Here is a 22,266-nt window from a genome sequence, read left to right as displayed (position 1 = left end):
ATATTGTATTACTTTCTTATTCCTAAAACGGCTTACCTGCAAAAACCACTTTACCCACCAACGTACAATTGCCGTTTATTGGTATGAGTTGCTCTGGCCAGTTGGGTTTGGTGGCTTTTAGGAATTTGTGGCCACTTTTGATTATTAGCTGTTTAAAGGTGGCTTCGTTATTATCGTCTAAACGTGTCACAACGTACGAACCGTGAATGCATTCGGCTTCTAGGTTTACAAAAATCAAATCACCTCCATGGAATTTAGGTTCCATGCTCTGTCTTTGTACTGAAAGCAACCTTTAGACAACTTTATCAATTTAATACCTATTATTCTTATTTTCATCAGTTGTATGATGATAACTCAAACCGCTCAAGTAAATATATGCACAAACATAATTTATAGTAACTTGCCTTTGCGATAAGGTTGTTTAACAATAACCGCATCAAAGTTGTAAAAATAAATTATATAGCAGCCACAAAAGCCAATGTGAAACCATAACGGTGATCAAGCCAAATTATAGATTATTTTTATCTACTTAACTATCTAATATAAAAGGTTAATTTATTTTATGTGTGAGTTGCTTGGCATGTCGGCGAATGTGCCTACGGATATTTGTTTTAGCTTTTCAGGGCTGTTAGAGCGCGGTGGTAACACAGGCCCGCATAAAGATGGCTGGGGCATTACTTTTTATGAAGGCAAGGGGTGCCGTACTTTTAAAGATCCTGAGCCTAGCTGCCAATCTGAAATTGCTAAGTTAGTTAAGGCATATCCCATTAAAAGTGTTTCGGTGATAAGCCATATTCGCCAAGGTAATCGTGGCCGTGTCTGTCTTGAAAATACGCATCCGTTTACCCGTGAGTTGTGGGGCAGGGAGCTGACCTACGCACACAATGGGCAGCTTTCTAATTATCATGATTTAAAACCTGAATACTATCGGCCAGTGGGTAATACCGACAGTGAACTGGCGTTTTGTTGGTTACTCGATCAGATTCGTGAAAAATACCCGAAACGTCCAGCTAATATGGCGTCAGTGTTTCGTTATGCGGCAAAGCTTGCACACGCATTACGTGAAAAAGGGGTATTTAATATGCTGCTGACTGATGGCGTGTATGTGTTAGCGTATTGTACTAATAATTTGCATTGGATCACGCGCCGTGCGCCGTTCGGTAAGGCTACGTTAATTGATGCAGATATGGTGGTGGATTTTCAACAAGAAACCACGCCAAATGATGTGGTAACTGTGATTGCCACTCGGCCATTGACCAACGATGAGCGCTGGCAAAAAATGGCGCCCGGTGAATTCGCGCTGTTTAAAATGGGTGAGTTAATTTAGCCGTCAGCCGTCAGCCGTCAGTTTTAAAGTTTGGATTAGTTATAAGTCATAAGCTGAAAAGCCCAAGTTATGATTGTCATACTTGAGCCTTTCATCTTGAATCTTATGCTAATTTACTCTGGGGCTATTTCGCTGTTCACAGCGTCAGGTAACGCAACAGGGCTGGTTACTGTGAATGACTTAAGTTGTACTTCAAATTGTTCCATGCCTTTTTCGCCTTTCCACATTCTCACTAACATGTAGTCCATTTCAGGGGCGAACCACGCAAGCGCTTGACGCTTGTCGTTATCGTAAAGACGTTTAACTTTTATCGCTTCAATATTACCAATAGGTAATGAGATCATCTCTTTGCCAACCACTTCAAAATTGTAGTCGCGGCAGTTGCCTTTTTTATCCACCAGTGGGTAGGAAAAGCTGGTTTTACCCATTTTTAGCTCTTCACGTACTTGTACTTGGTATGAAATTGAATCTTGAAATTGATCACTCCACTGACATTCGAGCGGGTATTTACTCTCGCTACTACTAATTTGCTTTTTAGTGCCATCAAATTGCAGTGTATATTCTTTATCAGGGCCAGTGCCTGTGCGGATCATACTGTAGCTGACAGGCGTTACTTTTTCGTCAGTGTAGGTAAAGTTTGATGTTTCTTTGCGTGAGTCTGAGAAGATCATCCACTCAATATCACTGTGATAGCTAACTTGATAGCTGTTATCAGCTAGTTTTTTTAATGTGCGTACACCTTGACCATGATTTTCGCCTTTGCGCAAAATATCATAGTTGGCTTCAAATTGCGTGAGTTCACCAGCCATTAAACCAGTAGGAAGTAATAAAGTGCCTGCACAAAATAGCAAGGCACTTTGTTTTTTATTCTGGGTAGTGCGCACCGTGTGCAGGAAGTTGTTTTTTGTCAAGAACTGCATAATCTGCTTCCATAGTAAGTCGTTGTTCACTGAACCACTTGACCACCAAAGGATAGATTATATGCTCTTGCGCGTGCACGCGTTGTGCAAGTGTATCGGCAGTATCATCTGCCAGCACAGGAACTTTGGCTTGAAGAATTACCGGACCACCGTCTAATTCTTCAGTAACAAAGTGTACACTTACGCCATGAACGTCGTCTTTTGCATCAATTGCTCTTTGGTGGGTATTCAGCCCCTGGTACTTAGGCAACAAAGAAGGATGAATGTTCAACATTTTTCCTTTAAATTTTTGCACTAAGCTAGGAGTAAGAATACGCATAAACCCAGCTAATACAACTAGATTTGGTGCAAAAGAATCAATAACGTGCATTAACTCTGCATCGTAGGCTTCGCGCGAGTCAAAATCTTTATGGCTAAGCACTGTTGTTGCAATGCCCGCTTGCTTTGCTCGCTCAAGGCCATAAGCGTCTGCTTTATTACTAATAACAGCCGCTATGTTTGCGTTGATCTCGCCATTATTACAGGCATCAATGATGGCTTGTAAATTTGAGCCACTACCTGAAATTAAGACTACTAGACGAGCAGGGGCCATTAATCACGGCCGCCTAGGATTTCTACTTGCTCTTCGCCCGCTTTAGCATCATGAATTTCACCAAGGTGCCATGCATTTTCGCCAAGTTCTTTTAAGATGTTTAAGCTTTGCTCAAGTTTGTCAGCAGGGACTACTAATACCATACCTACGCCACAGTTAAATGTACGGTACATTTCGTGGGTGGTGATGTTACCGTTTTCTTGTAACCAGTTAAAAATACCAGGCCACTGCCAGCTATCACCTTTAACTACTGCTTTTGCAGATTCAGGTAATACGCGTGGGATGTTTTCCCAAAAGCCGCCACCGGTGATGTGCGAAAGAGCATGCACGTCAACTTGCTTGAATAGCTCAAGTAATGGTTTAACGTAAATGCGTGTTGGCTCAAGCAGTGTTTCGCCTAATGTTTTACCTTCAAATTCAGCGCTTGTATCAGCATTTGATACTTCAAGTACTTTACGAATTAAAGAGAAACCATTTGAATGCGGGCCGCTAGATGCAAGCGCGATTAGTTGATCACCAGCAGCTACTTTTGTACCGTCGATGATATTGGCTTTCTCAACTACGCCAGTACAGAAACCAGCCATGTCGTAATCTTCGCCTTCGTACATACCTGGCATTTCAGCAGTTTCACCGCCAATTAATGCACAGCCTGAGATCTCACAGCCTTTACCAATGCCTGTTACTACGTCCGCCGCAGTATCAACATCAAGTTTGCCCGTTGCATAGTAATCTAAGAAAAATAATGGCTCAGCACCTTGAACGATAAGGTCATTCACACACATAGCAACTAAATCGATACCAACCGTATCGTGTTTTTTAAGGTCAATAGCTAAACGAAGCTTAGTACCAACACCATCAGTGCCTGCAACTAAAACTGGTTGCTTATAACCAGCTGGGATTTCGCAAAGTGCGCCAAAGCCACCAATTCCGCCCATAACTTCAGGACGACGGGTTTTTTTAACTACGCCTTTAATACGCTCAACAAGTGCGTTACCGGCATCGATATCTACGCCCGCGTCTTTATAACTTAGAGACTGTTTTTGTTCGCTCACAGGATTTCCTCAAAAAAGTTGCATGGTTTTGCATGTGTATGCTTAGAAACGCGCGTATTTTACAACAATTGCAAGGGCGCGGCTAGTTCAAATATGAGTTTACTATTATTGACAAGGACACTTGTCCGTATAATGAGATAAAGGCGCTAGGGAATAGGTTATAGGTGACTGTTTTAGCGTCGATGATTGCCTCGACGCTAAAGTGCAGTGGTTTAAAATTTATAGAGCCTAAGCCTTTGCCGTTAATATAGCGCGAAGTGGTGCAGGGTAGCCTTCAATCGTTTTACTGGTATCGTCTGGATCTAAAAAGTCGATAAGCGACTCGTTTTCCATCCAATCTGATTTACGTTGCTCTTCAAGTGTGGTGATAGCGCAGTCTTTCACTTGTACATCTTTAAAACCAACACGCTCCATCCAGAGCTTTAACGCTGCTGTGCTTGGAATAAACCACACGTTACGCATCTTCGCATAGCGGTCAGTGGGCACGAGTACGGTGTTTTCGTCGCCTTCAATGACTAAGGTTTCAAGTACGAGCTCACCCCCTGGGCGAAGCTGCGCTTTCAATTGCGCTAAAAAGTCGATGGGCGAGCGACGATGATAAAGTACCCCCATCGAAAACACCGTATCAAAGGCTTTTAATTCAGGCAGCGCTTCAACGCCTAGCGGTAACAAATGCACGTTTTCGTCTGGGTTAAAGTGTTTAATGGCTTGAAATTGGCATAAAAATAAATCAGACGGATCAATACCAACCACAAACTCAGCACCTTCACCGCGCATCCGCCATAAGTGATAACCTGAGCCACAGCCGATGTCTAACACCGTGCGGCCTTTAAGTGGTTCAATATGCGGTAATAATCTGTCCCATTTCCAATCACTGCGCCACTCGGTATCAATCTCAATACCGTGCACACTAAACGGGCCTTTACGCCAAGGCATCATGCGTTTTAATAAATGGATGGTTTGCTTTTGCTCGCCTTCAGTCATTTCACCAGGGGCACCAATTTCAACTTTGTCGATAATATTGACGTGTTTAGTCGCCACTTCAGGCAAGTTTTTTAACACTTTCTGCCATTTCGGTAAATCGCCGTGGCTGGCCTCATTTTGCCAGTGTTTTAATTGGCTAGGCAACGTTTCCAGCCAGTGACTCAGTGGGCTTTGTGCGATAGCGGCGTAAAATTGGTTAAACCATAATGACATTGAATATTTCCTAAATTACTTAATTGCTACCAGCGAGCAAAAGTTAAAACACTGATACCATACTTGGGTTTGGCTAAAGCCAATATCAGTAAGGCGCTTAAGGTGAGTGTTTAATGTATCTGGGCGCATGACATTTTCAATTGCGGTACGTTTTTGGCTAATTTCTAATTCTGAATAGCCGTTGTGGCGTTTAAAATCATGGTGTAAATCAATCAGCAAATTGTCGCATTGCTCGTTTTCACCTTTGATTTTTTCACTCAATAGCAGTACACCGCCGGGCTTTAAATTGGCGTATATTTTTTCAAGTACCGCGAGGCGCTGCGCAGGTGGAATAAACTGTAGCGTAAAGTTCATCGCTACCACTGAGGCATTTTCGATATTTAGCTCGTTAATATCACCAAGGGTCACAGTAACAGGTACTTCTGAGCGAAAACCCTGTAAATGTAACTTACAGCGTTCAACCATGGCCTGTGAGTTATCAACGGCAATAATATGGCAATTATCAGTGCGAATATTACGGCGCATACTCAAAGTGACGGCACCCAGCGAGCAGCCTAAATCATACAGATTAGAGTTACTTTGCGCGTATTCACCGGCCAATTTACCCATAGTACTGACTATGGTGGCGTAACCCGGCACTGAGCGCTGGATCATATCAGGGAAAACTTCTACTACATGTTGGTCAAAGCTAAAGTCTTTAACCGCTTGCTCAGTGGCATAAATGCTGTCTTTTATGTTCACACAAACAGTCTCTTGAAAAATAATAGGGCTATTTTAGCATTTTATGCTGGATAGTCAGTGATAATTTCAGTAGCTTGGCTAGAATAATGAATAACAAGTATAAAAAGAGACATTTAATGACTAAAAGTAAAGTAATTAGTACTGATGATATATTGGCAACCCTGTGTCATTCTGTAACGGGCGTTTTGTCGTCGGCCAGCGGTAACAGCATTAGCTATTCAGCCATGGTGCAAAAGATTACCCGCACCTGTATGCGACCAGATATTGGCTGTTTTGTATTATTTGATGGTGGTTTTACGGGGCTGGTTATCACTAACTTTACTTCGCAAGCAGCAATGGAAATTTATCACGATTATATGCGCAGCATGGGGATGCCTGAAGACGAGATTGCGCATAGTCACCTATCGGATGACGTGTCAAATGTATTGGGTGAGCTGATGAACCAAATCGTTGGTGATTTCACTTCAAAAGTGCGCGAGCAATTACACACTTCAATCACCCAAAATCAGCCAAAAATGATGGCGATTAACAAGCAAGTGCAAATTTCGGTTGATACCACTATGGATAGGCCACAAGCACGGCGCGTGACATTTACTACCGGTAAACAAAATATCTTTTATTTAGAATTAGCGATGGATAAAACTGAGTTTATTAAGCTACATGACTTTGATATTGTCGAAGCGATAGACCCAGATGACATCATCGAAAACGAAGCGAAACATAAAGCTGAAAAACAAAAAGCTGCTGATGATGCTGCTAAAGCAAATGATTTAGATGACGACTTTATGGCAGAGCTCGGACTTTAAATAACTATCCGTAGCTGAGTCAATCGTAAATTAAAACTGTATATTGGGTTTCGTGATGAAACCCAATAGCTTAGATTCAATTTAATGTTCGACAATAATCGTATGCACTCTCAACCTATCGACTAGCGGATAATCATTTGTTCGCGTTCAGGCCCTACAGACACCATACTCACCGGCACGCCCATTAACGCTTCAATACGTTCAACATAGTACTGCGCCGCAGCTGGTAGGCTGTCAAAGGTACGACAACCGGTAATATCTTCATCCCACGCTGGCATACTTTCATAGATTGGCGTTAAAGCCGCTGTTTGTGGCCAAATAGGGTTTTCGCTGTGATCGCCTGCATAACCAACACAGATTTTTAAATCTTTCATGCCAGATAGGCAATCAATTTTAGTTAATGCAATTTCAGTGGCAGCTTGTAATTCAACTCCGTTACGGGTGGCAACCGCGTCAAAATAACCCATATCACGTGGTCGGCCAGTGACTGCACCATATTCGTTCGCGCTTTCGCGAAAGTTGTCTTGCTCTGCCATGGCGGTAACCAGTGTGCCCGTACCAACAGATGAACTAAACGATTTTGCCACCGCGATAACACGCTCAGGGCGCAAAGCTGGTAGCCCGCTGCCAATCCCTGCATAAGCGGCGGTTACGTTTGAAGAGGTAGTATAAGGGTATTCGCCATAGACTAAATCGCGCCCAGCGCCTAATTGTGCTTCAAACAATAAGTTGGCATCTTGCTGTTGCAGGGCTTTTAAAGGTTCAGTGACATTACAGATAAATTCACGCCATGGCGCGGTGACCTCTAATAGCCACTCAGTCATTTGTTCAGCCGTTTGTGAAAAATCACAGCTAGGATAAAGTGCTTTTAATTGTGGCATTTTCCAATCCAGCATAAATTGAATACGCGCTAATAAAACGTCGGGCTGATTTAACCAGCCAACTAAAATGCCTTTTTTCATTACCCGGTCACCGTATGCAGGGGCAATTCCTTGACGGGTAGAGCCGTAAGCGGCATCGCCTAAGCGTATTTCTTCGAGGGTATCTTCAAGGGCGTGTAATGGTAAGCACAGTGTTGCGCGATCAGATATACAGAGTTTTACAGCAACGCCTGCTGCGTTAACTTCGGCGATTTCTTCGCTTAATGCGGCTGGGCTAATCACCATGCCGGGGCCAAGTACGGCCATACAATCTGGATTAAAAATACCGCTTGGTAATTGGTGTAGTTTAAACGTACCAAAGTCATTTACAACGGTATGTCCGGCGTTGTTACCACCTTGAAAGCGAATGCTCGCAGATGCGTTCTCAGCTAGAAAATCGACGATGCGGCCTTTGCCTTCATCACCCCAGTTTGCACCTACAACAACAATTGACGGCATAATTTACTCTCCAAATTGATTGAATGAATATGGTATGCCCACTATTAAAATAAGAGAAATTAATTATAATTATTATCTTGATAAGAATTTCATATCGATTTTACATAATTAAGGTCATCAAGATGTTAGATATTCAGTGGTTAAAAACCTTCGTCACATTAGCTGAATTAAAGCACTTTGGTAAAACAGCCAATGCGCTGCATATGACACAGCCCAATGTTAGTTTGCATATTAAACAGTTAGAAAAAATGACGCGGGTAAAATTGATTGAACGTAATCCGTTTAGCCTCACTCAGGCTGGGTTACGGCTATTGGAGTCAGGCCAAAAAACCTTATGGGAATTACAGGTCTGCCAATCTGACTTAAATGCGATTAATGACCTTCGCCAAGGCACACTGACAATTGCCGCCAGTGATATTATTTCTCGTTTATTGTTGATTGAACCGTTTCAGCTGTTTAAGCGCCAGTTTCCAGGCATTGATTTTACTTTGCTCAATACAACGTCTTCACAAGCATCGGCGTTGGTTAAAAGTGCGGAGGCGGATCTTGGCTTTGTGATTGCCCAAAAAGAAAGTGAACCACTGCATTTTACCCAATTACAGCAAATAAAATGGTGTGCGCTGGGTAATCATTTACAGCTATGGCAGCAAGCTAAAAATAACAACACTATAACGCTGACTGAGCCACCAACATTAATTTTGCTCGGCCATGATACGCGTACGCGCGAGTTACTCGATAGCGCATTGCCGTCTTTAAATTTACCAAATTATCGGGTAATGGAAGTGGGCAGCGTGGATGCACAAATTGATTGGGCCGAAGCGGGCTTTGGCGTTGCCATCGTGCCGGAGTTTTCCCTGCGCAGTAAAGCAAATTTAATCACCACAGTGACCGCATTACCACAATTTCCAACTACCAGTTTAGGTTATATCGTGCGGCAAAATCAGGTGCTTTCAAAAGCGATAAAGCAATTGTTGCATTGGGTGAGTGAAGAGATCTTGCGTAATCACCAATAAAATCTAAGTGGCAGCTAATTGTTTATTAGTTAATTTTCACAACAAAAAGTGTAAAGCTCTCATGCCTATATTAAGATGCTGCGCTGGTGGCTTTTAAGCTGCAATTATACAGACTTATGCGGATCCTCTTTTGAATGAGCTATTTTAAGAATTTAATCACAAAATTTATAATGATGATGCAACAGCGGCCTGGTTTATTGGCGGTATTTGCGTTTTGTAGCGGTGTAGCAAGTTATGTGTTGGTTGAGCGTAAAGAGTCATTCTCGCAAATTATAGCCATACTGCTGTTGGTTAGTTGGGGGTGGTTGATTGTTGATAACTGGTTGCGGGATAAAGTAGAGCAACGCTTTGGCGTGACTGTCTCTCCTAATTTTATGCGTTTTGCTTTGCAAATGGTGCAGCAAGAAAGCTTATTTTTTGCTCTGCCCTTTTTTCTAGCCGTTACTTCGTGGGATCACCCACAAGCCGTTTTTACTGCGTTGATTATACTTTGTGCATTTATATCGGTTGTTGATCCGCTGTATTATAAAAAATTAGCTAAACACAGTATTCTCTTTACGGTATTTCATAACTTTGCGTTATTCGTCGTTCTGTCGGTAATTTTACCTATTTTATTTAATCTCACTACTAGCCAAAGTGTAAAGATTGCATTGATCACCGCGATTATCTTTACCATACCGAGTTTAGGTAAGTTAATGCCCAACGCCAGATGGTGGCGTTTCCCTTTCTTGGTTTTACTGCTTTGTGTTTTAAGTGCCGGTTTATGGCAATTACGTAGTTGGGTGCCACCTGCGGCGCTGCGTTTAACCGACATTACCTTATCGCATCAGGTTGATATCGAGCAGCGCAAGCCGGTTGGCAGTATCAAGCATTTAGATGCTAATTCATTACATCAGCAAGGTTTGTATAGTTGGACCGCGGTTAAAGCGCCCAGAGGATTAAATGAAAAAGTATTCCATGTTTGGCTACATAACAATAACGTGGTTGATCGCATTGCATTAAACATTAGTGGCGGGCGAGAGCAAGGCTACAGAGCTTGGACGCATAAAGTGAACTTTCCAGCAAACCCTGTTGGTAAATGGCAAGTACAGGTTGTAACTGAGTCAGGGCAACTGATAGGTTTAACTAAATTTACGGTCACTCTATAGCATAGCCTGTTAGTGAAACCAATGTCGCGTGGCATGTTCAGTTGTGAGTAGTAACATTTATTTTAAATAAGGGTTGTTGCCCTGCGTGACTAACACACAAAAAATCCGTAAATCTAGTTCGAGCTGATGATACTGCGGTTCCATATGACAACACAGTTGATAAAAGCTTTTGTTATGGTCTTTTTCTTTAAAGTGGGCGAGTTCGTGTACAACTAGAGCTTTTAATAACTCCTCGGGGGCGCACAGTAAATCACTGTTAATGGCCAAATCGTGTTTGCGGGTTTTCCCTTGCATACGATAGGTGTGCGTACCGAGTGCATTAGTCACCATATCACCTTGCTTTTTAAACGCGGCGCGGCCAAACGGCGGGGCGTTTTTTAAATAACGTTTTTTAAGCTCGGTGGCGTATGCGTATAACGACTTGTCACTGGTAATGGTGTGGGCATGTGGGTATTTTTTAGTTAAATACGCGCCGTGTTTGTCATTTTCAATTAACTGGGTTACTTGGCTTACGATTTGCTCTGGGTAACCAGTAAAATAGCGTTTAAAATCACTCATTCAATACTTCTTTTTTGTCGTTAATTTCTATTCTAAGTCAAAATAAACTGGCTTGGCTGGCTTCTTTCTCACCAGCAAAGGGGTTTAACACTGGGTGGTCATAACCTAAATCTTGGCAAAACTCCCGCGCTAATAATGGTGCTTGGCGGTTATCGGCGGTATGAAAAAATACATACGGGTGTTTGCCTTCAGCAAGCCATTGTTTTACTTTTTTTAGCCACGGTTGGTAATAGCGTTTATAGTCATGCTCTAAATCGGCAATCACAAAGCGCGCCATGGGTTGATTGCCAGTTGCAATGGCATGTACAGGTAAATGCGGCTTTTTTTGCTGGGCATCAAGCAGTGCCGTTGTGTTAGGTGTCACTGCAAACAGGGCGCGGGTATCCATGGCAATACGGTTAATATTGTTTGCAATTAATAGCTGATTTAATGCAATTTCCGCCGCTCCTTTGTTAAAAAATTCAGGATGGCGAACTTCAACGCCGTAGTTTAAACCCGTCGGGAGCTTGGCAATAAACTGCGCTAACAACGGCAGTTGTTTGGGGCTAAAACTACTCGGTAGCTGTAACATAATTTGCCCAATATGGGGCAATATTGGCTCGAATAAATTAAACCATGCAGTGAGTTCGGCATCGATATGAGTAAGCTTTAATTCATGGCTAAAGCGTCGATGAAATTTAAAGGTAAATTTAAAATCACTAGCAACAGCATTTACCCAGCGCTTTAATGATTCAGCACTGGGGTCGGCATAAAAACTGGTATTGCCTTCGACTGAATTAAACACCTGTGCGTATTCGTGCAACATATCGGCATTTTTACAGTGACTTGATAATAAATTGCCTTTCCACGCGGTACTTGACCACTGCGGACACCCTAAATACAACATAAAACGACTAACTGATTGTGTGTTTTAGCAAGTATATCAAACCTGTAAACTCAAAGCATAGAGCCCGTTATGAAACTGGTTCTTTTTAGTCGCATAAATACAGGTTACAGCAAAAGATAAAATGCAGCGTTTCATATAAGTTTAATTCCAACGATACTCGCATCTTGAAGTAACTTGGGTATAATACCCAGCCTAAAATGATTTATAAATAGTGGCTTATTCTCCCTCAAAAACAGCAATTCTTAGGGGAAGCGGCTATTCGTCTTTACACTGACAGGAATACTATGCGCTCTATATACTGCGGACAGCTAAATAAAACTCACGTAGATCAAGAAGTTGAACTATGTGGTTGGATCAATAAACGACGTGACCTAGGTGGACTAATTTTTGTCGATTTACGCGATAGAGAAGGTTTAGTACAAGTTGTATTCGATCCTGAAGTTGAAGGCTTAATGGATACAGCGAATAAGTTGCGCCAAGAATTCTGTGTACAACTTAAAGGTGTTGTACGTGCTCGCCCAGATAGCCAAGTAAATAAAGACATGGCGACCGGTGAAGTTGAAATCTTAGGCACCAGCTTAACTATTATCAACCGTTCAGAGCCATTACCACTTGATTTTAACCAAGTGAACTCTGAAGAGCGTCGTTTAAAATATCGTTACTTAGACCTTCGTCGTTTAGAGATGAGCGACCGTATTAAATTACGTGCTAAAGCCAGCAGCTTTGTGCGTCGCTTTTTAGATGAAAACGGTTTCTTAGATATCGAAACCCCAGTACTCACCAAAGCAACACCTGAAGGTGCGCGCGATTACTTAGTACCAAGCCGTGTACATAAAGGCAGTTTTTACGCGTTACCGCAGTCTCCACAGTTGTTTAAACAATTGTTGATGATGTCGGGTTTTGATCGTTACTATCAGATCGTTAAATGTTTCCGTGATGAAGATTTACGTGCCGATCGTCAACCAGAATTTACCCAAATCGATTTAGAGACTTCGTTCATGAGCTCTGAGCAAGTACGTGGTATCACTGAGAAAATGATCAAGGATATGTGGCAGTCACTACTCAATGTTGATTTAGGCGATTTCCCTATCATGCCTTACGCAGAGGCAATGAGCCGTTTCGGTTCAGACAAACCTGATTTACGTAACCCAATGGAACTGATTGACGTTGCTGATTTAGTAAAAGACGTTGAGTTTAAAGTCTTCTCTGGCCCTGCAAATGACGAAAAAGGCCGTGTGGCAGTATTAACTGTACCTGGTGGTGCTGCGCTTTCTCGTAAGCAACTAGATGACTACACTAAATTCATCGGTATTTACGGCGCGAAAGGGCTTGCATGGATGAAAGTAAACGACCGTGCAGCAGGCGTTGAAGGTGTGCAATCACCGATCGCTAAATTCTTAAACGAAGACGTGATCAACGAACTACTTGCGCGCACTAATGCACAAACTGGCGATATCATTTTATTCGGTGCTGATAAACGCAATACAGTGAATGAGGCAATGGGCGCACTTCGCCTTAAGATTGGTGTTGATTTAGAGATCACTGATCTTAACAGCTGGGCACCACTTTGGGTTGTTGACTTCCCAATGTTTGAAGAAGATGACGAAGGCACATTACACGCCGTGCATCATCCATTTACTGCACCAAAAGAAATTAGCGCAAGCGAGCTTGAAGCAAACCCAGCAGCCGCTATTTCTGATGCCTACGATATGGTATTAAACGGCTACGAAGTTGGTGGTGGTTCGGTACGTATTCACAATGCTGATATGCAAGAAGCGGCATTTAGAATATTAGGGATTGATCCGCAAGAGCAGCAAGATAAATTTGGTTTCTTACTTGATGCACTTAAGTACGGCACGCCACCGCATGCAGGACTCGCATTTGGTTTAGATCGCTTAGTAATGTTACTTTGCGGCACAGATAATATCCGTGACGTGATTGCTTTCCCTAAAACAACTCAAGCGTCGTGTTTATTAACCAATGCGCCAAGTAAAGCCAATGCAGACTCGCTGACAGAGCTTGCTATTAGTGTTGTTGAAAAAGCTGAAAAATCAGCAGAATAAATCATTCGATAAATGATTTGTTGAAAACCCTTAGGCTCATACCTAGGGGTTTTTTCATTTAGGTGAGCGGATAATTTGATTAGAGGATTTTATGACTGTGAAGTATCAGTTTTCACAAACTGACTATTACGACCAGCAATTTTCAAAATGTGTTGCTAGCACGCAGCATTTTAGTGATATTGAATTTGAACAGTGCCAGTTTATAGAATGTGATTTTAGTCACAGTCAATTTAGTAATTGTCGTTTTATTGAGTGCGAATTTATTAACTGTAATTTAAGCGATTTAAATTGGGGCTATAGTTCGTTAGAAGAAGTCAGCTTTGTTGATTGTAAGCTCACCAGTATCCAATGGGTGCAGGTAAATTGGCCGCAACTGGCGTTAACTGCGCCGCTGAGTTTTAAAGATTGCCAACTCAGTCATAGCTCGTTTTATGAATTAGCATTAAAAGGGCTAACTATGGTTGATTGTTTTGCCAAAGATGTTGATTTTAGACACGCTAATTTAGCCGCGAGTGACTTTAGCGGTACTGATTTTAGGGATAGTTTATTTCAGCAGACTAATTTGAGTCGCGCGAATTTTGTGGGGGCGACGCAGTTTAATATTGATATTAAAAATAACCATGTGAGTGGTGCCAAGTTTGAGCGATTCGAAGCGCTAAACTTATTAACCGGACTTGATATAGAGCTGGTGGATTAAAAGCTGTGAATTACACAGCTTTTAATAGGGTGCAATTAACAGCTTGGGCCGTTTTTATTACGAGCGCTGGCAAGTGCGCGGGCAATCTCAAGGAGTGCAGGGCTAATATCATCAGCGCCATCTTTAATTAGTTTTGATACATCACCCGATGAATATAGGCTATCGCGCGGTGATTTAATGCCTAATTCACGCACAAAATCTTTGGTTTTCCCTGTGCTGCCCGTTTCAATAAACTTAAAAATGATACGTTCGTTATTGCTTTTCGGCTCTGTTTCTAGCGTTTCGATTTCATCTTTATACGCTGCAATTCTGCTTTGTAAAATATCGATACGTTCTTCGATGCTGTTGTATGATTTCATGGATAGGTTCTTTTCTAAATAGACGTTAGGACAATGCGACTATTATCGCATAAATCCACAATAATTATTTCTTTCTTTAAAACTCTTCTGCTTTTTAGTACCCCATTATATTGTAATTAGTATTGGTAGTCTTAAAATAACGGCAATTCAAATAAAAAATAAGTTTAGTAAATAATGCTGGCACCTTCTAAGTATTTGGTGATCCTCCTTTCTTTTTTGTTTAGTGTAAACAGCTACGCAAACAGCGAAGTGATTGTTGATAAAGCGCGTGATCGCGTCATCCCGATCAGTGTTTCATTCCCTACACCGAACGCTCATTGTAGCCAACAAACAAAATGCCCAGTGGCGTTTATTAATGCTGGGTATGGCATTGCGCACACTGACTATCAGTTTGCGGCAGATGTTTTTACAGCAAAAGGCTATTTAACGATTGCCGTAGCTCATGAATTAAAAAGCGATCCTGCGCTCAATCTTACACCGCCTTATATGGCTACCCGTATAGAGAACTGGCATCGTGGTGTAGTCACTCTGAAATTTTTAGTGGGCGAATTGAGTAGTCGTTATCCACAGTATGATTTTACGCGCTTAACGTTATTTGGCCATTCAAATGGCGGCGATATCTCCGCGCTTTTCGCTGCAATCTACCCCCATCAAGTGAATCAAATTATCACGCTTGATCATCGTCGTATGTTGTTACCTCGCAATAAAAACATTCGGGTGTTAACGCTACGTGGTAGTGATTATCCTGCTGATCATCAGGTATTACTGAATAAAGATGAACTGGTGCAGTATCCTGTTACGCAAATTATGATAGAAAAATCCCGTCATAACGATATGTATGATGGCGGGCCAAAGTGGTTAGTTGCAAGGATGGCTAAAGAAATCGATGCATTTTTAAATAATAAAATATAACGCGTAAACAATGTTACGCGTTTGATAGTTATTATTTTACCAATTCACTGACGATTAATAGATCATTATGCAGGGTTCTATGCACGGGGCATTTGTCGGCAATTTCTAATAGGCGCTGGCGCTGGGCGTCACTTAAATCGCCTACTAAGGTGATTTTACGGGTAATGGCTTCAAGCTTGCTTGTTTGCTCGCAGTTATCACAATCAGCGTAGTAGTCACGGCTGTGATCCAGCTCTACCTTTACGTGTTCAAGTGGCAAGTTTTTACGGCTTGCATACATACGTAAAGTCATCGCGGTGCATGCGCCAAGTCCTGCCAGTAAATGATGATACGGATCTGGGCCTAAATTACTGCCGCCTACTGTTACGGGTTCATCGGCAAGCCAAGTATGATCTTTGGTACTAACATATTGGGTAAAAACATGGTCTTTTTCTTCAACTAATACGTTGCCGTTGGTCAGTTTGGCACTGTATTGGCTGTTATCAAAATCCACATAACGTTTTGCCCATGATGCTATAACGTCTGCTGCGTAATCGGCATCGTGTTTGTTAGTGAGTAGATGGTCGGCGTTATCTAAACTAATAAAGCTTTTTGGATGTTTAGCGCTTGCGTAAATCTTTTCAGCTTCGCTAATATTCACAGTGGTATCAATAGGAGAGTGCATTACTAACAAAGCACGCTTTAATTTACTGATATGGCTGCGGTTGTATTGGGCTATGTCATCGACAAACTGTTTTTTTATTGTGAACTCACGCCCAGCTAAATTAACTTTTGCTTCGCCCTTGCTATTAATTTCATCTAGATGAGCGGCAAAGTTATGGGTTACATGTTGTGCGTCAGAGGGCGCGCCAATAGTAGTAATGGCTTGCACTTCAGCGATGTGTTCGGCAGCTGCTAATACCGCTGCACCGCCTAAGCTGTGGCCGATCAGTAATTGTGGTGCTTTAAAGTGCTCTCGTAAATGATCTGCCGCGGCAATTAAATCTTGAATATTAGATGAGAAATTACTGTTAGCAAAGTCGCCATCACTGTTACCCAGCCCAGTAAAATCAAAACGTAATACCGCAATACCTTGTTGGGTGAGCGCGCGGCTGATCCGACTTGCTGCAGCAATATCTTTACCACAGGTAAAACAATGAGCAAACAAGGCATAGAATTTAATATCACTGGCTGGCGTTTCTAATTGCCCGGCAAGGCTTAGTTCACCACTTTTAAATGTTACTTTTTGTCGCATGTAAATTGCCTTAGTTATTGTGAATAGGGACGCATTAAAGGGTAGACCACATTACGCTGTTTTTATTTTCATTGTTATTAATTAATCGTTGATCTGTGTCAAAGTCAATGCTGTTACTATTTTAGTGCGGACATAAGTCCTTATGTTTTTTAGGCTGGTTTACTATGCTCGCGAAGCGCTATATTGATGCACCTGCTATGCTAAGTAAGTGCTTCTAATAACTTATTCATTGGAAACGAACATGCAATTACCTACCGTTGATTATAAAGCGAGCGATGCGGCCGCTCAGTTTGTTGAGTCTCTTAGAAATACGGGCTTTGGTGTATTAAAAAACCACCCAATTCCACAGTCTCTAGTTGAATCAATTTATAAAAATTGGCAGGATTTTTTTAATTCTGAGCAAAAGCATGAGTTTTTATTCTCTAAAGAAACCCAAGACGGGTATTTTCCGCCATCGGTATCGGAAGTTGCAAAAGGCTTTACGGTAAAAGACATTAAAGAATATTTCCATGTTTATCCTAATGGCCGCGTGCCTGCAGAGCTTGAAGCGGATATTCGTGAATATTACCGCTTAGCCAATGAGTTTGCTGCAACGCTGTTAAGCTGGGTGCAAGCAGAGGCACCAGCGGATGTACGTGCTAAGTTTTCAATCGATTTAAAAGACATGATCGCGAACTCTGAGCAAACATTATTACGTATATTACATTACCCGCCAATGACCGGTGATGAAGAGCCAGGGGCAATTCGCGCCGCTGCGCACGGTGATATTAATTTATTAACGGTACTACCAGCGTCAAACGAGCCTGGTTTACAAGTGCAAAAAACCGACGGCGGCTGGTTAGATGTGCCATGCGATTTTGGTAGTTTAATTATTAATATTGGTGACATGCTGCAAGAAGCGTCAGGTGGTTATTTTCCATCGACTATTCACCGCGTTATTAACCCTACGGGGAAAGCGTCAACTAAGTCACGTATTTCGTTGCCATTATTTTTGCATCCGCGTCCTGATGTGGTGCTTTCCGAGCGTTATACCGCAGATAGCTACTTACAAGAGCGTCTACGCGAGTTGGGTGTTAAGTAACTAGAACATCGGATAATAAATCCTATTTTTATAAAAAACGGCCATTGTGCCGTTTTTTGTTTTTAGGTTTGCCATGCGTTAGTTTTTAACGTTTAAGCGCACGAGAAGGGCTGCAAAGGTTAATATTCAATGCATTATTGGTCACGATCGGTATAATGCGCGCAACTGGTCACTTTGGCCTTATTTAAAAGAGAGTTTATATGAGTTTTGATGGGTTAGGTTTATCACAGTCTTTAGTTAATGCAGTTTTAGAAAAGGGCTATGAAACGCCAACACCAATTCAGGCTCAAGCTATCCCCGCGATCATTGAAGGTCGTGATGTAATGGCTGCAGCACAAACGGGTACGGGTAAAACGGCGGGTTTTACATTACCGCTGATTGAATCTCTATCTAAGGGGCAAAAAGCCAAGGGGAATCAAGTACGCGCGTTAATTTTAACGCCAACACGTGAGCTTGCATTACAAGTGAGCGAAAATGTTGAAGAGTACGCTAAGCACTCTAATATCAGTTCTTTTGTTGTTTACGGCGGCGTTAAAATTAATCCGCAAATGCAGCGCCTTCGTAAGGGCGTGGATATTTTAGTCGCCACGCCTGGGCGTTTGATTGATTTACACAATCAAAATGCATTGAAGTTCGATAACCTTGAAGTGTTGGTACTTGATGAAGCCGACCGTATGCTCGATATGGGCTTTATTCACGATATTAAACGTATTATCAGTAAATTACCGGCTAAACGTCAAAACTTGATGTTCTCAGCGACGTTCTCTGACGATATTAGAGCGCTTGCAAAAGGACTTATTAACGATCCGGTAGAAATTTCAGTTGCAGCTAAAAACACCACCGCTAAAAGCGTTACCCAATGTGTTTACGCTGTTGATAAAGCGCGTAAAACGGCTTTATTAAGTCACTTAATTCGCAGTAATGATTGGCAACAAGTATTAGTATTTAGCCGTACAAAACATGGCGCAAACCGCTTAGTTAAGCAACTTGAGCGTGATGAGATTGTTGGTGCTGCCATTCATGGTAATAAATCACAAGGTGCACGTGTTAAAGCGCTTGATGGCTTTAAAAGCGGCGAAGTACGTGTACTTGTGGCAACCGATATCGTTGCCCGTGGTTTGGATATTGTAGAGCTACCCCATGTAGTTAACTATGATTTACCGAATGTGTATGAAGATTATGTGCACCGTATTGGTCGTACTGGCCGTGCTGGTGCCTCGGGTGATGCTATTTCGTTTGTAACGATTGATGATGCGGATGACTTATATGGTATTGAGCGCTTTATTGGTGAATTGATCCCACGCGCTCAAGAGCCTGGCTTTGAACCAAGTAATCCTGTGCCAGAAAGAGAGCTTGATGCACGACCAACAAAACCGAAAAAGCCGAAAAAAGCCAAACAGCCGTTTTCTAAGCCTAAGTCGGATAGCAAAAAGCCAAATAGCAATGGCAGTGGTACAGGCCCACGCCGTGGTGGTTCAGGTAAAAAGCCAGATGCTAATAAAGCGGGTGGTGAGCAAACACAAAACCCATGGGCTAAGCGTCAATCTGTTGGTGGCAATTCTCAGCGCCGCCGCCGTCCAAATAATGATGGCTCAAGCAACGCATAATTGATCTGTTGATTGATAAAAAACGCGCCTACCTTGGCGCGTTTTTTATGGGCTCGTAAAGTTACAGTGCTTTGAGATAATTAACCGCCAAGCCAATAAATAAAGTCACGCTGACACTGAGTAAGGTACCGAGCATCACGTATTCAGTCAGCTTTTTATCTTTACTGGCACTTAAATCGCCAAACCGAAACACAGATTTTGCCGCGAGTAAAAAGCCGACTCCTGCAAATTGGTCCAGCAAAATAAATGTTAGCATTAATACTCGCTCAAGCATGCCGATGCTTTGTCCTGCTGCTGGTAAACTCCCGGTAGTACTAAAGCCGGAGGTGATCCGCTCTAACATCATGCGAATAAACACCGCACTTGGACTCAATATCAATAAATACCCACAGAGCACCCATAATGTTGCAGGTTGTATTAACCATTGCCAAGCATGTGTAAAAAATTCACTACTGTCACTCAGCCATATGGCTAATAACAGCAAGACGACTAAATGAGCGAGTTGATCGACAATAAAAGCAACCACCCCTTTATTTGAATACGATTTAGCTAAGTCAATTAAGTAATGAGTGACAATCACAACGCTGGTGGCGATACAGATAGGGGCAATGGTTTGCCAACCAAAACTAAATTCCCACCAGCTGACAATAACAGCAGTGGTTATGCCATGTACTAGCACATGCAAATACAGTTTTTTAGCACGGAAATGACGCGTGTTACGGTTATGGACCCAGCTCATTGGTTGCCAGTAAAAATCAGCTAAAATATGGCCGATAATTAATGCCACGAATAACAACATAAAGCTCATTATATTGCTCCTGATAATGTGTCTGCGATGGTTTTTTCTGCATACTGCAAAAACCGTTCGACTAATTGATAGTGGCCAAGATTGAGTAATTTAGTGACATTTTCTCGGCTTGTTTGCAATTGTTTGGCAACTTCACTGTGTTGGTTATTCTCGCAGGTTAAGTAGACATAGAGCGCGTTTGCTTGTTTTTGAGTCATTTTGGTCAGCAACACATCAATAAAAGCGAGATTAAGGGCTAACCCCTCGTTGGTAGGCTCGATAATACTGTTAAATATAAAACGTTGATTGTGCATTTCATCAAGGCCGCGGCCCGATAAGGTAAATGCAGATCCTGTGGCTGTTTTAATATCAGCTCTGGCGTTATCTATTTCACCTATGGCGAGGCTTTGGCGAACCTCATAACCTGACGCCTTTAAATGTAAATACAATAACAGCGCGACATTGCAGACCTGCGCAGGTTGATTTACTTGCAGCTGAAATGCATCGCCTCGGTAAATAATCCCCTGATTGTGTTTACCTTCAGCGATCGCTCGTAAACTTTGGTCAAGCTGATAGAGCATTGCATCGTAGTCGTGCTTTGGAATATGTTGTGATTTGATCACATCGCCGCTGATCACCGCAATCATAAATGTCCTAACTTAGTTACATATTAAAATGTAACCAATAATGGTTACATAATGCTATGTAACTAATTTAGGTTACTTATGGAATAAATGCAAGGGCCTGAAATAGCAGCGGGTATGTTACAGTAGGGTAATAAAGGGTCTGTTTATCTTTCGAGGTTAATCCTGAAAGGTCAACAGACCCTCATAAAAAGGATACCGCATGAATCAAGAAACACACAGTCCAGCAAGCACCAAACCTAAGGTTGGGATTTTTGTTGATGTACAAAATATTTATTACACCTGTCGAGAGAGTTACCGAAAAAATTTTGATTACAATGCTTTTTGGGCAAAAATCAGTGATGACTATGATATTGAGTGTGCGATTGCGTACGCTATTTATCGTGGTGACGAAAAGCAATCTCAGTTTCAAAATATCCTGCGTGCGATTGGTTTTGAGGTAAAGCTAAAACCGTTTATCCAGCGCAAAGATGGTAGTGCTAAAGGTGACTGGGACGTTGGCATCACCATCGATATGCTCGAGCAAGGTAAGCATCTCGATAAAGTTATTTTACTCTCTGGTGATGGTGACTTTGCGTTATTGTTGGGGCATTTACAGCATCAGTATAATGTCCCGTGTGATGTCTATGGGGCTGATAAACTGACGGCAGAAGCGCTGAAACAAAGTGCAGAGCATTTTTATTGTATAGATGACGCTTTGTTATTGTAGAAAAGTATAAAAAACTTAACCCAATGTTAAATATTTTTGACATGATGGGCATGTGGAACTATAGTTTTAAATGTTAATTAATTTTAACATTACGTTAGTTTTACTTTACATGGCCGGAGGGGATATGAGTTACACGCAAAAATCACGCTTACTTGAGGTGGTTATAACATTAGTTGTCTTATTTAATTACCTGCAAGCTGTACTGTCTATGACACCAGAAGCACAGATGGACCCAACACTTGCCAGTGGGCTGCTGATCAAGCTTGTTATACAAACTGTCGTTATGCTTGCTGTTATGCACAGTATTTTGGCTGCATTTAATAGTAAGTATGCAAATCAGCCAAAAGATGAGCGCGAGCAGGCAATCGCATTAAAAGCCAAAAGCGTGAGCTTGTTCATTTTGCAATTAGGTGTAGTAAATGCGGTATTTGCGTTGTTAATTAACTCTGTATACCCGATACCTATGAGTCCTGTACACCAGTTAGTGATCGCTGCATTACTGAGTGAAGTCATTGGTGGGGTTGTGGAAGTATGGTTATTGCAAAGAGGTTAAA

General features: G+C 42.0%; 24 protein-coding genes. 11 read left to right on the top strand and 13 right to left on the bottom strand.

The genetic code is table 11. The features are described from left to right. Positions 1 to 22: 22 nt before the first annotated feature. Positions 23 to 289 carry a S24 family peptidase gene (locus tag ACMVDV_RS06415; protein ID WP_416157579.1) on the bottom strand — a complete coding sequence of 89 codons (267 nt, stop codon included), beginning with the start codon at positions 287 to 289 and terminating at the stop codon, positions 23 to 25. A gap of 273 nt (positions 290 to 562) precedes the next feature. Here ACMVDV_RS06415 and ACMVDV_RS06410 point away from each other — a divergent pair, with 273 nt between their 5' ends. Further along, positions 563 to 1,327: a class II glutamine amidotransferase gene (locus ACMVDV_RS06410; protein ID WP_416157578.1), complete on the top strand. Its 765-nt coding sequence runs from the start codon at positions 563 to 565 to the stop codon at positions 1,325 to 1,327. A 113-nt stretch (positions 1,328 to 1,440) separates the two neighbouring features. On the opposite strand, the gene ACMVDV_RS06405 is transcribed toward ACMVDV_RS06410, so the two are convergent. The 5 genes from ACMVDV_RS06405 to cmoA form a co-directional block, all read right to left on the bottom strand. Further along, complete coding sequence (locus ACMVDV_RS06405) at positions 1,441 to 2,136, bottom strand: DUF3108 domain-containing protein (RefSeq protein WP_416159060.1); 696 nt, start codon at positions 2,134 to 2,136, stop codon at positions 1,441 to 1,443. A 55-nt stretch (positions 2,137 to 2,191) separates the two neighbouring features. Further along, complete coding sequence (gene purN / locus ACMVDV_RS06400; RefSeq protein WP_416157577.1) at positions 2,192 to 2,839, bottom strand: phosphoribosylglycinamide formyltransferase; 648 nt, start codon at positions 2,837 to 2,839, stop codon at positions 2,192 to 2,194. Next, positions 2,839 to 3,891 (bottom strand): phosphoribosylformylglycinamidine cyclo-ligase, encoded by a 1,053-nt coding sequence (gene purM / locus ACMVDV_RS06395; RefSeq protein WP_416157576.1) that lies wholly within the window; start codon positions 3,889 to 3,891, stop codon positions 2,839 to 2,841. The genes purN and purM overlap by 1 nt, the downstream gene beginning before the upstream one ends. Before the next feature lie 228 nt (positions 3,892 to 4,119). Further along, positions 4,120 to 5,088 (bottom strand): tRNA 5-methoxyuridine(34)/uridine 5-oxyacetic acid(34) synthase CmoB, encoded by a 969-nt coding sequence (gene cmoB / locus ACMVDV_RS06390; protein ID WP_416157575.1) that lies wholly within the window; start codon positions 5,086 to 5,088, stop codon positions 4,120 to 4,122. 15 nt (positions 5,089 to 5,103) lie between these two features. Next, the gene (cmoA, locus tag ACMVDV_RS06385; protein ID WP_416157574.1) at positions 5,104 to 5,829 is read right to left on the bottom strand and encodes a carboxy-S-adenosyl-L-methionine synthase CmoA; all 726 of its coding nucleotides are present in this window, start codon (positions 5,827 to 5,829) and stop codon (positions 5,104 to 5,106) included. Between the two features lie 116 nt (positions 5,830 to 5,945). Here cmoA and ACMVDV_RS06380 point away from each other — a divergent pair, with 116 nt between their 5' ends. Beyond that, positions 5,946 to 6,635 carry a DUF3334 family protein gene (locus ACMVDV_RS06380; protein WP_416157573.1) on the top strand — a complete coding sequence of 230 codons (690 nt, stop codon included), beginning with the start codon at positions 5,946 to 5,948 and terminating at the stop codon, positions 6,633 to 6,635. 122 nt (positions 6,636 to 6,757) lie between these two features. Here the strand turns inward: ACMVDV_RS06380 and ACMVDV_RS06375 are convergent, their stop codons facing one another. Continuing rightward, entirely contained in the window at positions 6,758 to 8,014 is a 1,257-nt protein-coding gene (locus ACMVDV_RS06375) for an adenylosuccinate synthase (RefSeq protein ID WP_416157572.1), read from the bottom strand. Positions 8,015 to 8,136: 122 nt separating this feature from the next. Here ACMVDV_RS06375 and ACMVDV_RS06370 point away from each other — a divergent pair, with 122 nt between their 5' ends. Next, a complete protein-coding gene (locus tag ACMVDV_RS06370; protein ID WP_416157571.1) occupies positions 8,137 to 9,027 on the top strand; it encodes a LysR family transcriptional regulator in 891 nt (296 codons plus the stop codon). A 134-nt stretch (positions 9,028 to 9,161) separates the two neighbouring features. Next, positions 9,162 to 10,175, top strand: a complete 1,014-nt coding sequence (locus ACMVDV_RS06365) for a DUF5924 family protein (RefSeq protein ID WP_416157570.1) — start codon at positions 9,162 to 9,164, stop codon at positions 10,173 to 10,175. Between the two features lie 57 nt (positions 10,176 to 10,232). On the opposite strand, the gene ACMVDV_RS06360 is transcribed toward ACMVDV_RS06365, so the two are convergent. Further along, positions 10,233 to 10,733 carry a M48 family metallopeptidase gene (locus ACMVDV_RS06360; protein ID WP_416157569.1) on the bottom strand — a complete coding sequence of 167 codons (501 nt, stop codon included), beginning with the start codon at positions 10,731 to 10,733 and terminating at the stop codon, positions 10,233 to 10,235. 37 nt (positions 10,734 to 10,770) lie between these two features. Continuing rightward, positions 10,771 to 11,619, bottom strand: coding sequence for a DUF72 domain-containing protein (locus ACMVDV_RS06355; protein WP_416157568.1), 849 nt, complete (start codon positions 11,617 to 11,619; stop codon positions 10,771 to 10,773). Between the two features lie 284 nt (positions 11,620 to 11,903). Between ACMVDV_RS06355 and aspS the strand changes: the two genes are divergently transcribed. Beyond that, positions 11,904 to 13,682, top strand: a complete 1,779-nt coding sequence (aspS, locus tag ACMVDV_RS06350) for an aspartate--tRNA ligase (RefSeq protein ID WP_416157567.1) — start codon at positions 11,904 to 11,906, stop codon at positions 13,680 to 13,682. 91 nt (positions 13,683 to 13,773) lie between these two features. Beyond that, the gene (locus ACMVDV_RS06345) at positions 13,774 to 14,379 is read left to right on the top strand and encodes a pentapeptide repeat-containing protein (protein WP_416157566.1); all 606 of its coding nucleotides are present in this window, start codon (positions 13,774 to 13,776) and stop codon (positions 14,377 to 14,379) included. 35 nt (positions 14,380 to 14,414) lie between these two features. Here ACMVDV_RS06345 and ACMVDV_RS06340 read toward each other — a convergent pair whose 3' ends face one another. Next, the gene (locus tag ACMVDV_RS06340) at positions 14,415 to 14,738 is read right to left on the bottom strand and encodes a hypothetical protein (protein WP_416157565.1); all 324 of its coding nucleotides are present in this window, start codon (positions 14,736 to 14,738) and stop codon (positions 14,415 to 14,417) included. 174 nt (positions 14,739 to 14,912) lie between these two features. On the opposite strand from ACMVDV_RS06340, the gene ACMVDV_RS06335 reads away from it, so the two are divergent. Then, positions 14,913 to 15,650: an alpha/beta hydrolase gene (locus tag ACMVDV_RS06335; RefSeq protein WP_416157564.1), complete on the top strand. Its 738-nt coding sequence runs from the start codon at positions 14,913 to 14,915 to the stop codon at positions 15,648 to 15,650. A 31-nt stretch (positions 15,651 to 15,681) separates the two neighbouring features. Here ACMVDV_RS06335 and ACMVDV_RS06330 read toward each other — a convergent pair whose 3' ends face one another. Continuing rightward, positions 15,682 to 16,884: an alpha/beta fold hydrolase gene (locus ACMVDV_RS06330; RefSeq protein WP_416157563.1), complete on the bottom strand. Its 1,203-nt coding sequence runs from the start codon at positions 16,882 to 16,884 to the stop codon at positions 15,682 to 15,684. A gap of 241 nt (positions 16,885 to 17,125) precedes the next feature. On the opposite strand from ACMVDV_RS06330, the gene ACMVDV_RS06325 reads away from it, so the two are divergent. Both ACMVDV_RS06325 and ACMVDV_RS06320 read left to right on the top strand, forming a co-directional pair. Then, positions 17,126 to 17,965, top strand: coding sequence for an isopenicillin N synthase family dioxygenase (locus tag ACMVDV_RS06325; RefSeq protein WP_192541963.1), 840 nt, complete (start codon positions 17,126 to 17,128; stop codon positions 17,963 to 17,965). Positions 17,966 to 18,165: 200 nt separating this feature from the next. After that, complete coding sequence (locus ACMVDV_RS06320) at positions 18,166 to 19,572, top strand: DEAD/DEAH box helicase (RefSeq protein WP_416157562.1); 1,407 nt, start codon at positions 18,166 to 18,168, stop codon at positions 19,570 to 19,572. Positions 19,573 to 19,633: 61 nt separating this feature from the next. On the opposite strand, the gene ACMVDV_RS06315 is transcribed toward ACMVDV_RS06320, so the two are convergent. Together ACMVDV_RS06315 and ACMVDV_RS06310 are read right to left on the bottom strand one after the other, a co-directional pair. Then, positions 19,634 to 20,380, bottom strand: a complete 747-nt coding sequence (locus tag ACMVDV_RS06315) for a DUF3307 domain-containing protein (RefSeq protein ID WP_416157561.1) — start codon at positions 20,378 to 20,380, stop codon at positions 19,634 to 19,636. Beyond that, on the bottom strand, positions 20,380 to 21,006 hold the full coding sequence (locus ACMVDV_RS06310; RefSeq protein ID WP_416157560.1) for a hypothetical protein: 627 nt from the start codon (positions 21,004 to 21,006) through the stop codon (positions 20,380 to 20,382). The genes ACMVDV_RS06315 and ACMVDV_RS06310 overlap by 1 nt, the downstream gene beginning before the upstream one ends. 199 nt (positions 21,007 to 21,205) lie before the next feature. Here ACMVDV_RS06310 and ACMVDV_RS06305 point away from each other — a divergent pair, with 199 nt between their 5' ends. Continuing rightward, on the top strand, positions 21,206 to 21,712 hold the full coding sequence (locus ACMVDV_RS06305) for an NYN domain-containing protein (RefSeq protein WP_304182160.1): 507 nt from the start codon (positions 21,206 to 21,208) through the stop codon (positions 21,710 to 21,712). Between the two features lie 124 nt (positions 21,713 to 21,836). Further along, the gene (locus ACMVDV_RS06300; RefSeq protein WP_304182161.1) at positions 21,837 to 22,265 is read left to right on the top strand and encodes a hypothetical protein; all 429 of its coding nucleotides are present in this window, start codon (positions 21,837 to 21,839) and stop codon (positions 22,263 to 22,265) included. Position 22,266 lies beyond the last annotated feature (1 nt).

Origin of the sequence: Pseudoalteromonas sp. ASV78, assembly GCF_047806705.1 — a bacterium.
Classification (GTDB): Bacteria; Pseudomonadota; Gammaproteobacteria; order Enterobacterales; family Alteromonadaceae; genus Pseudoalteromonas; species Pseudoalteromonas prydzensis_A.
This window is presented reverse-complemented; position numbering and strand designations above follow the sequence as displayed.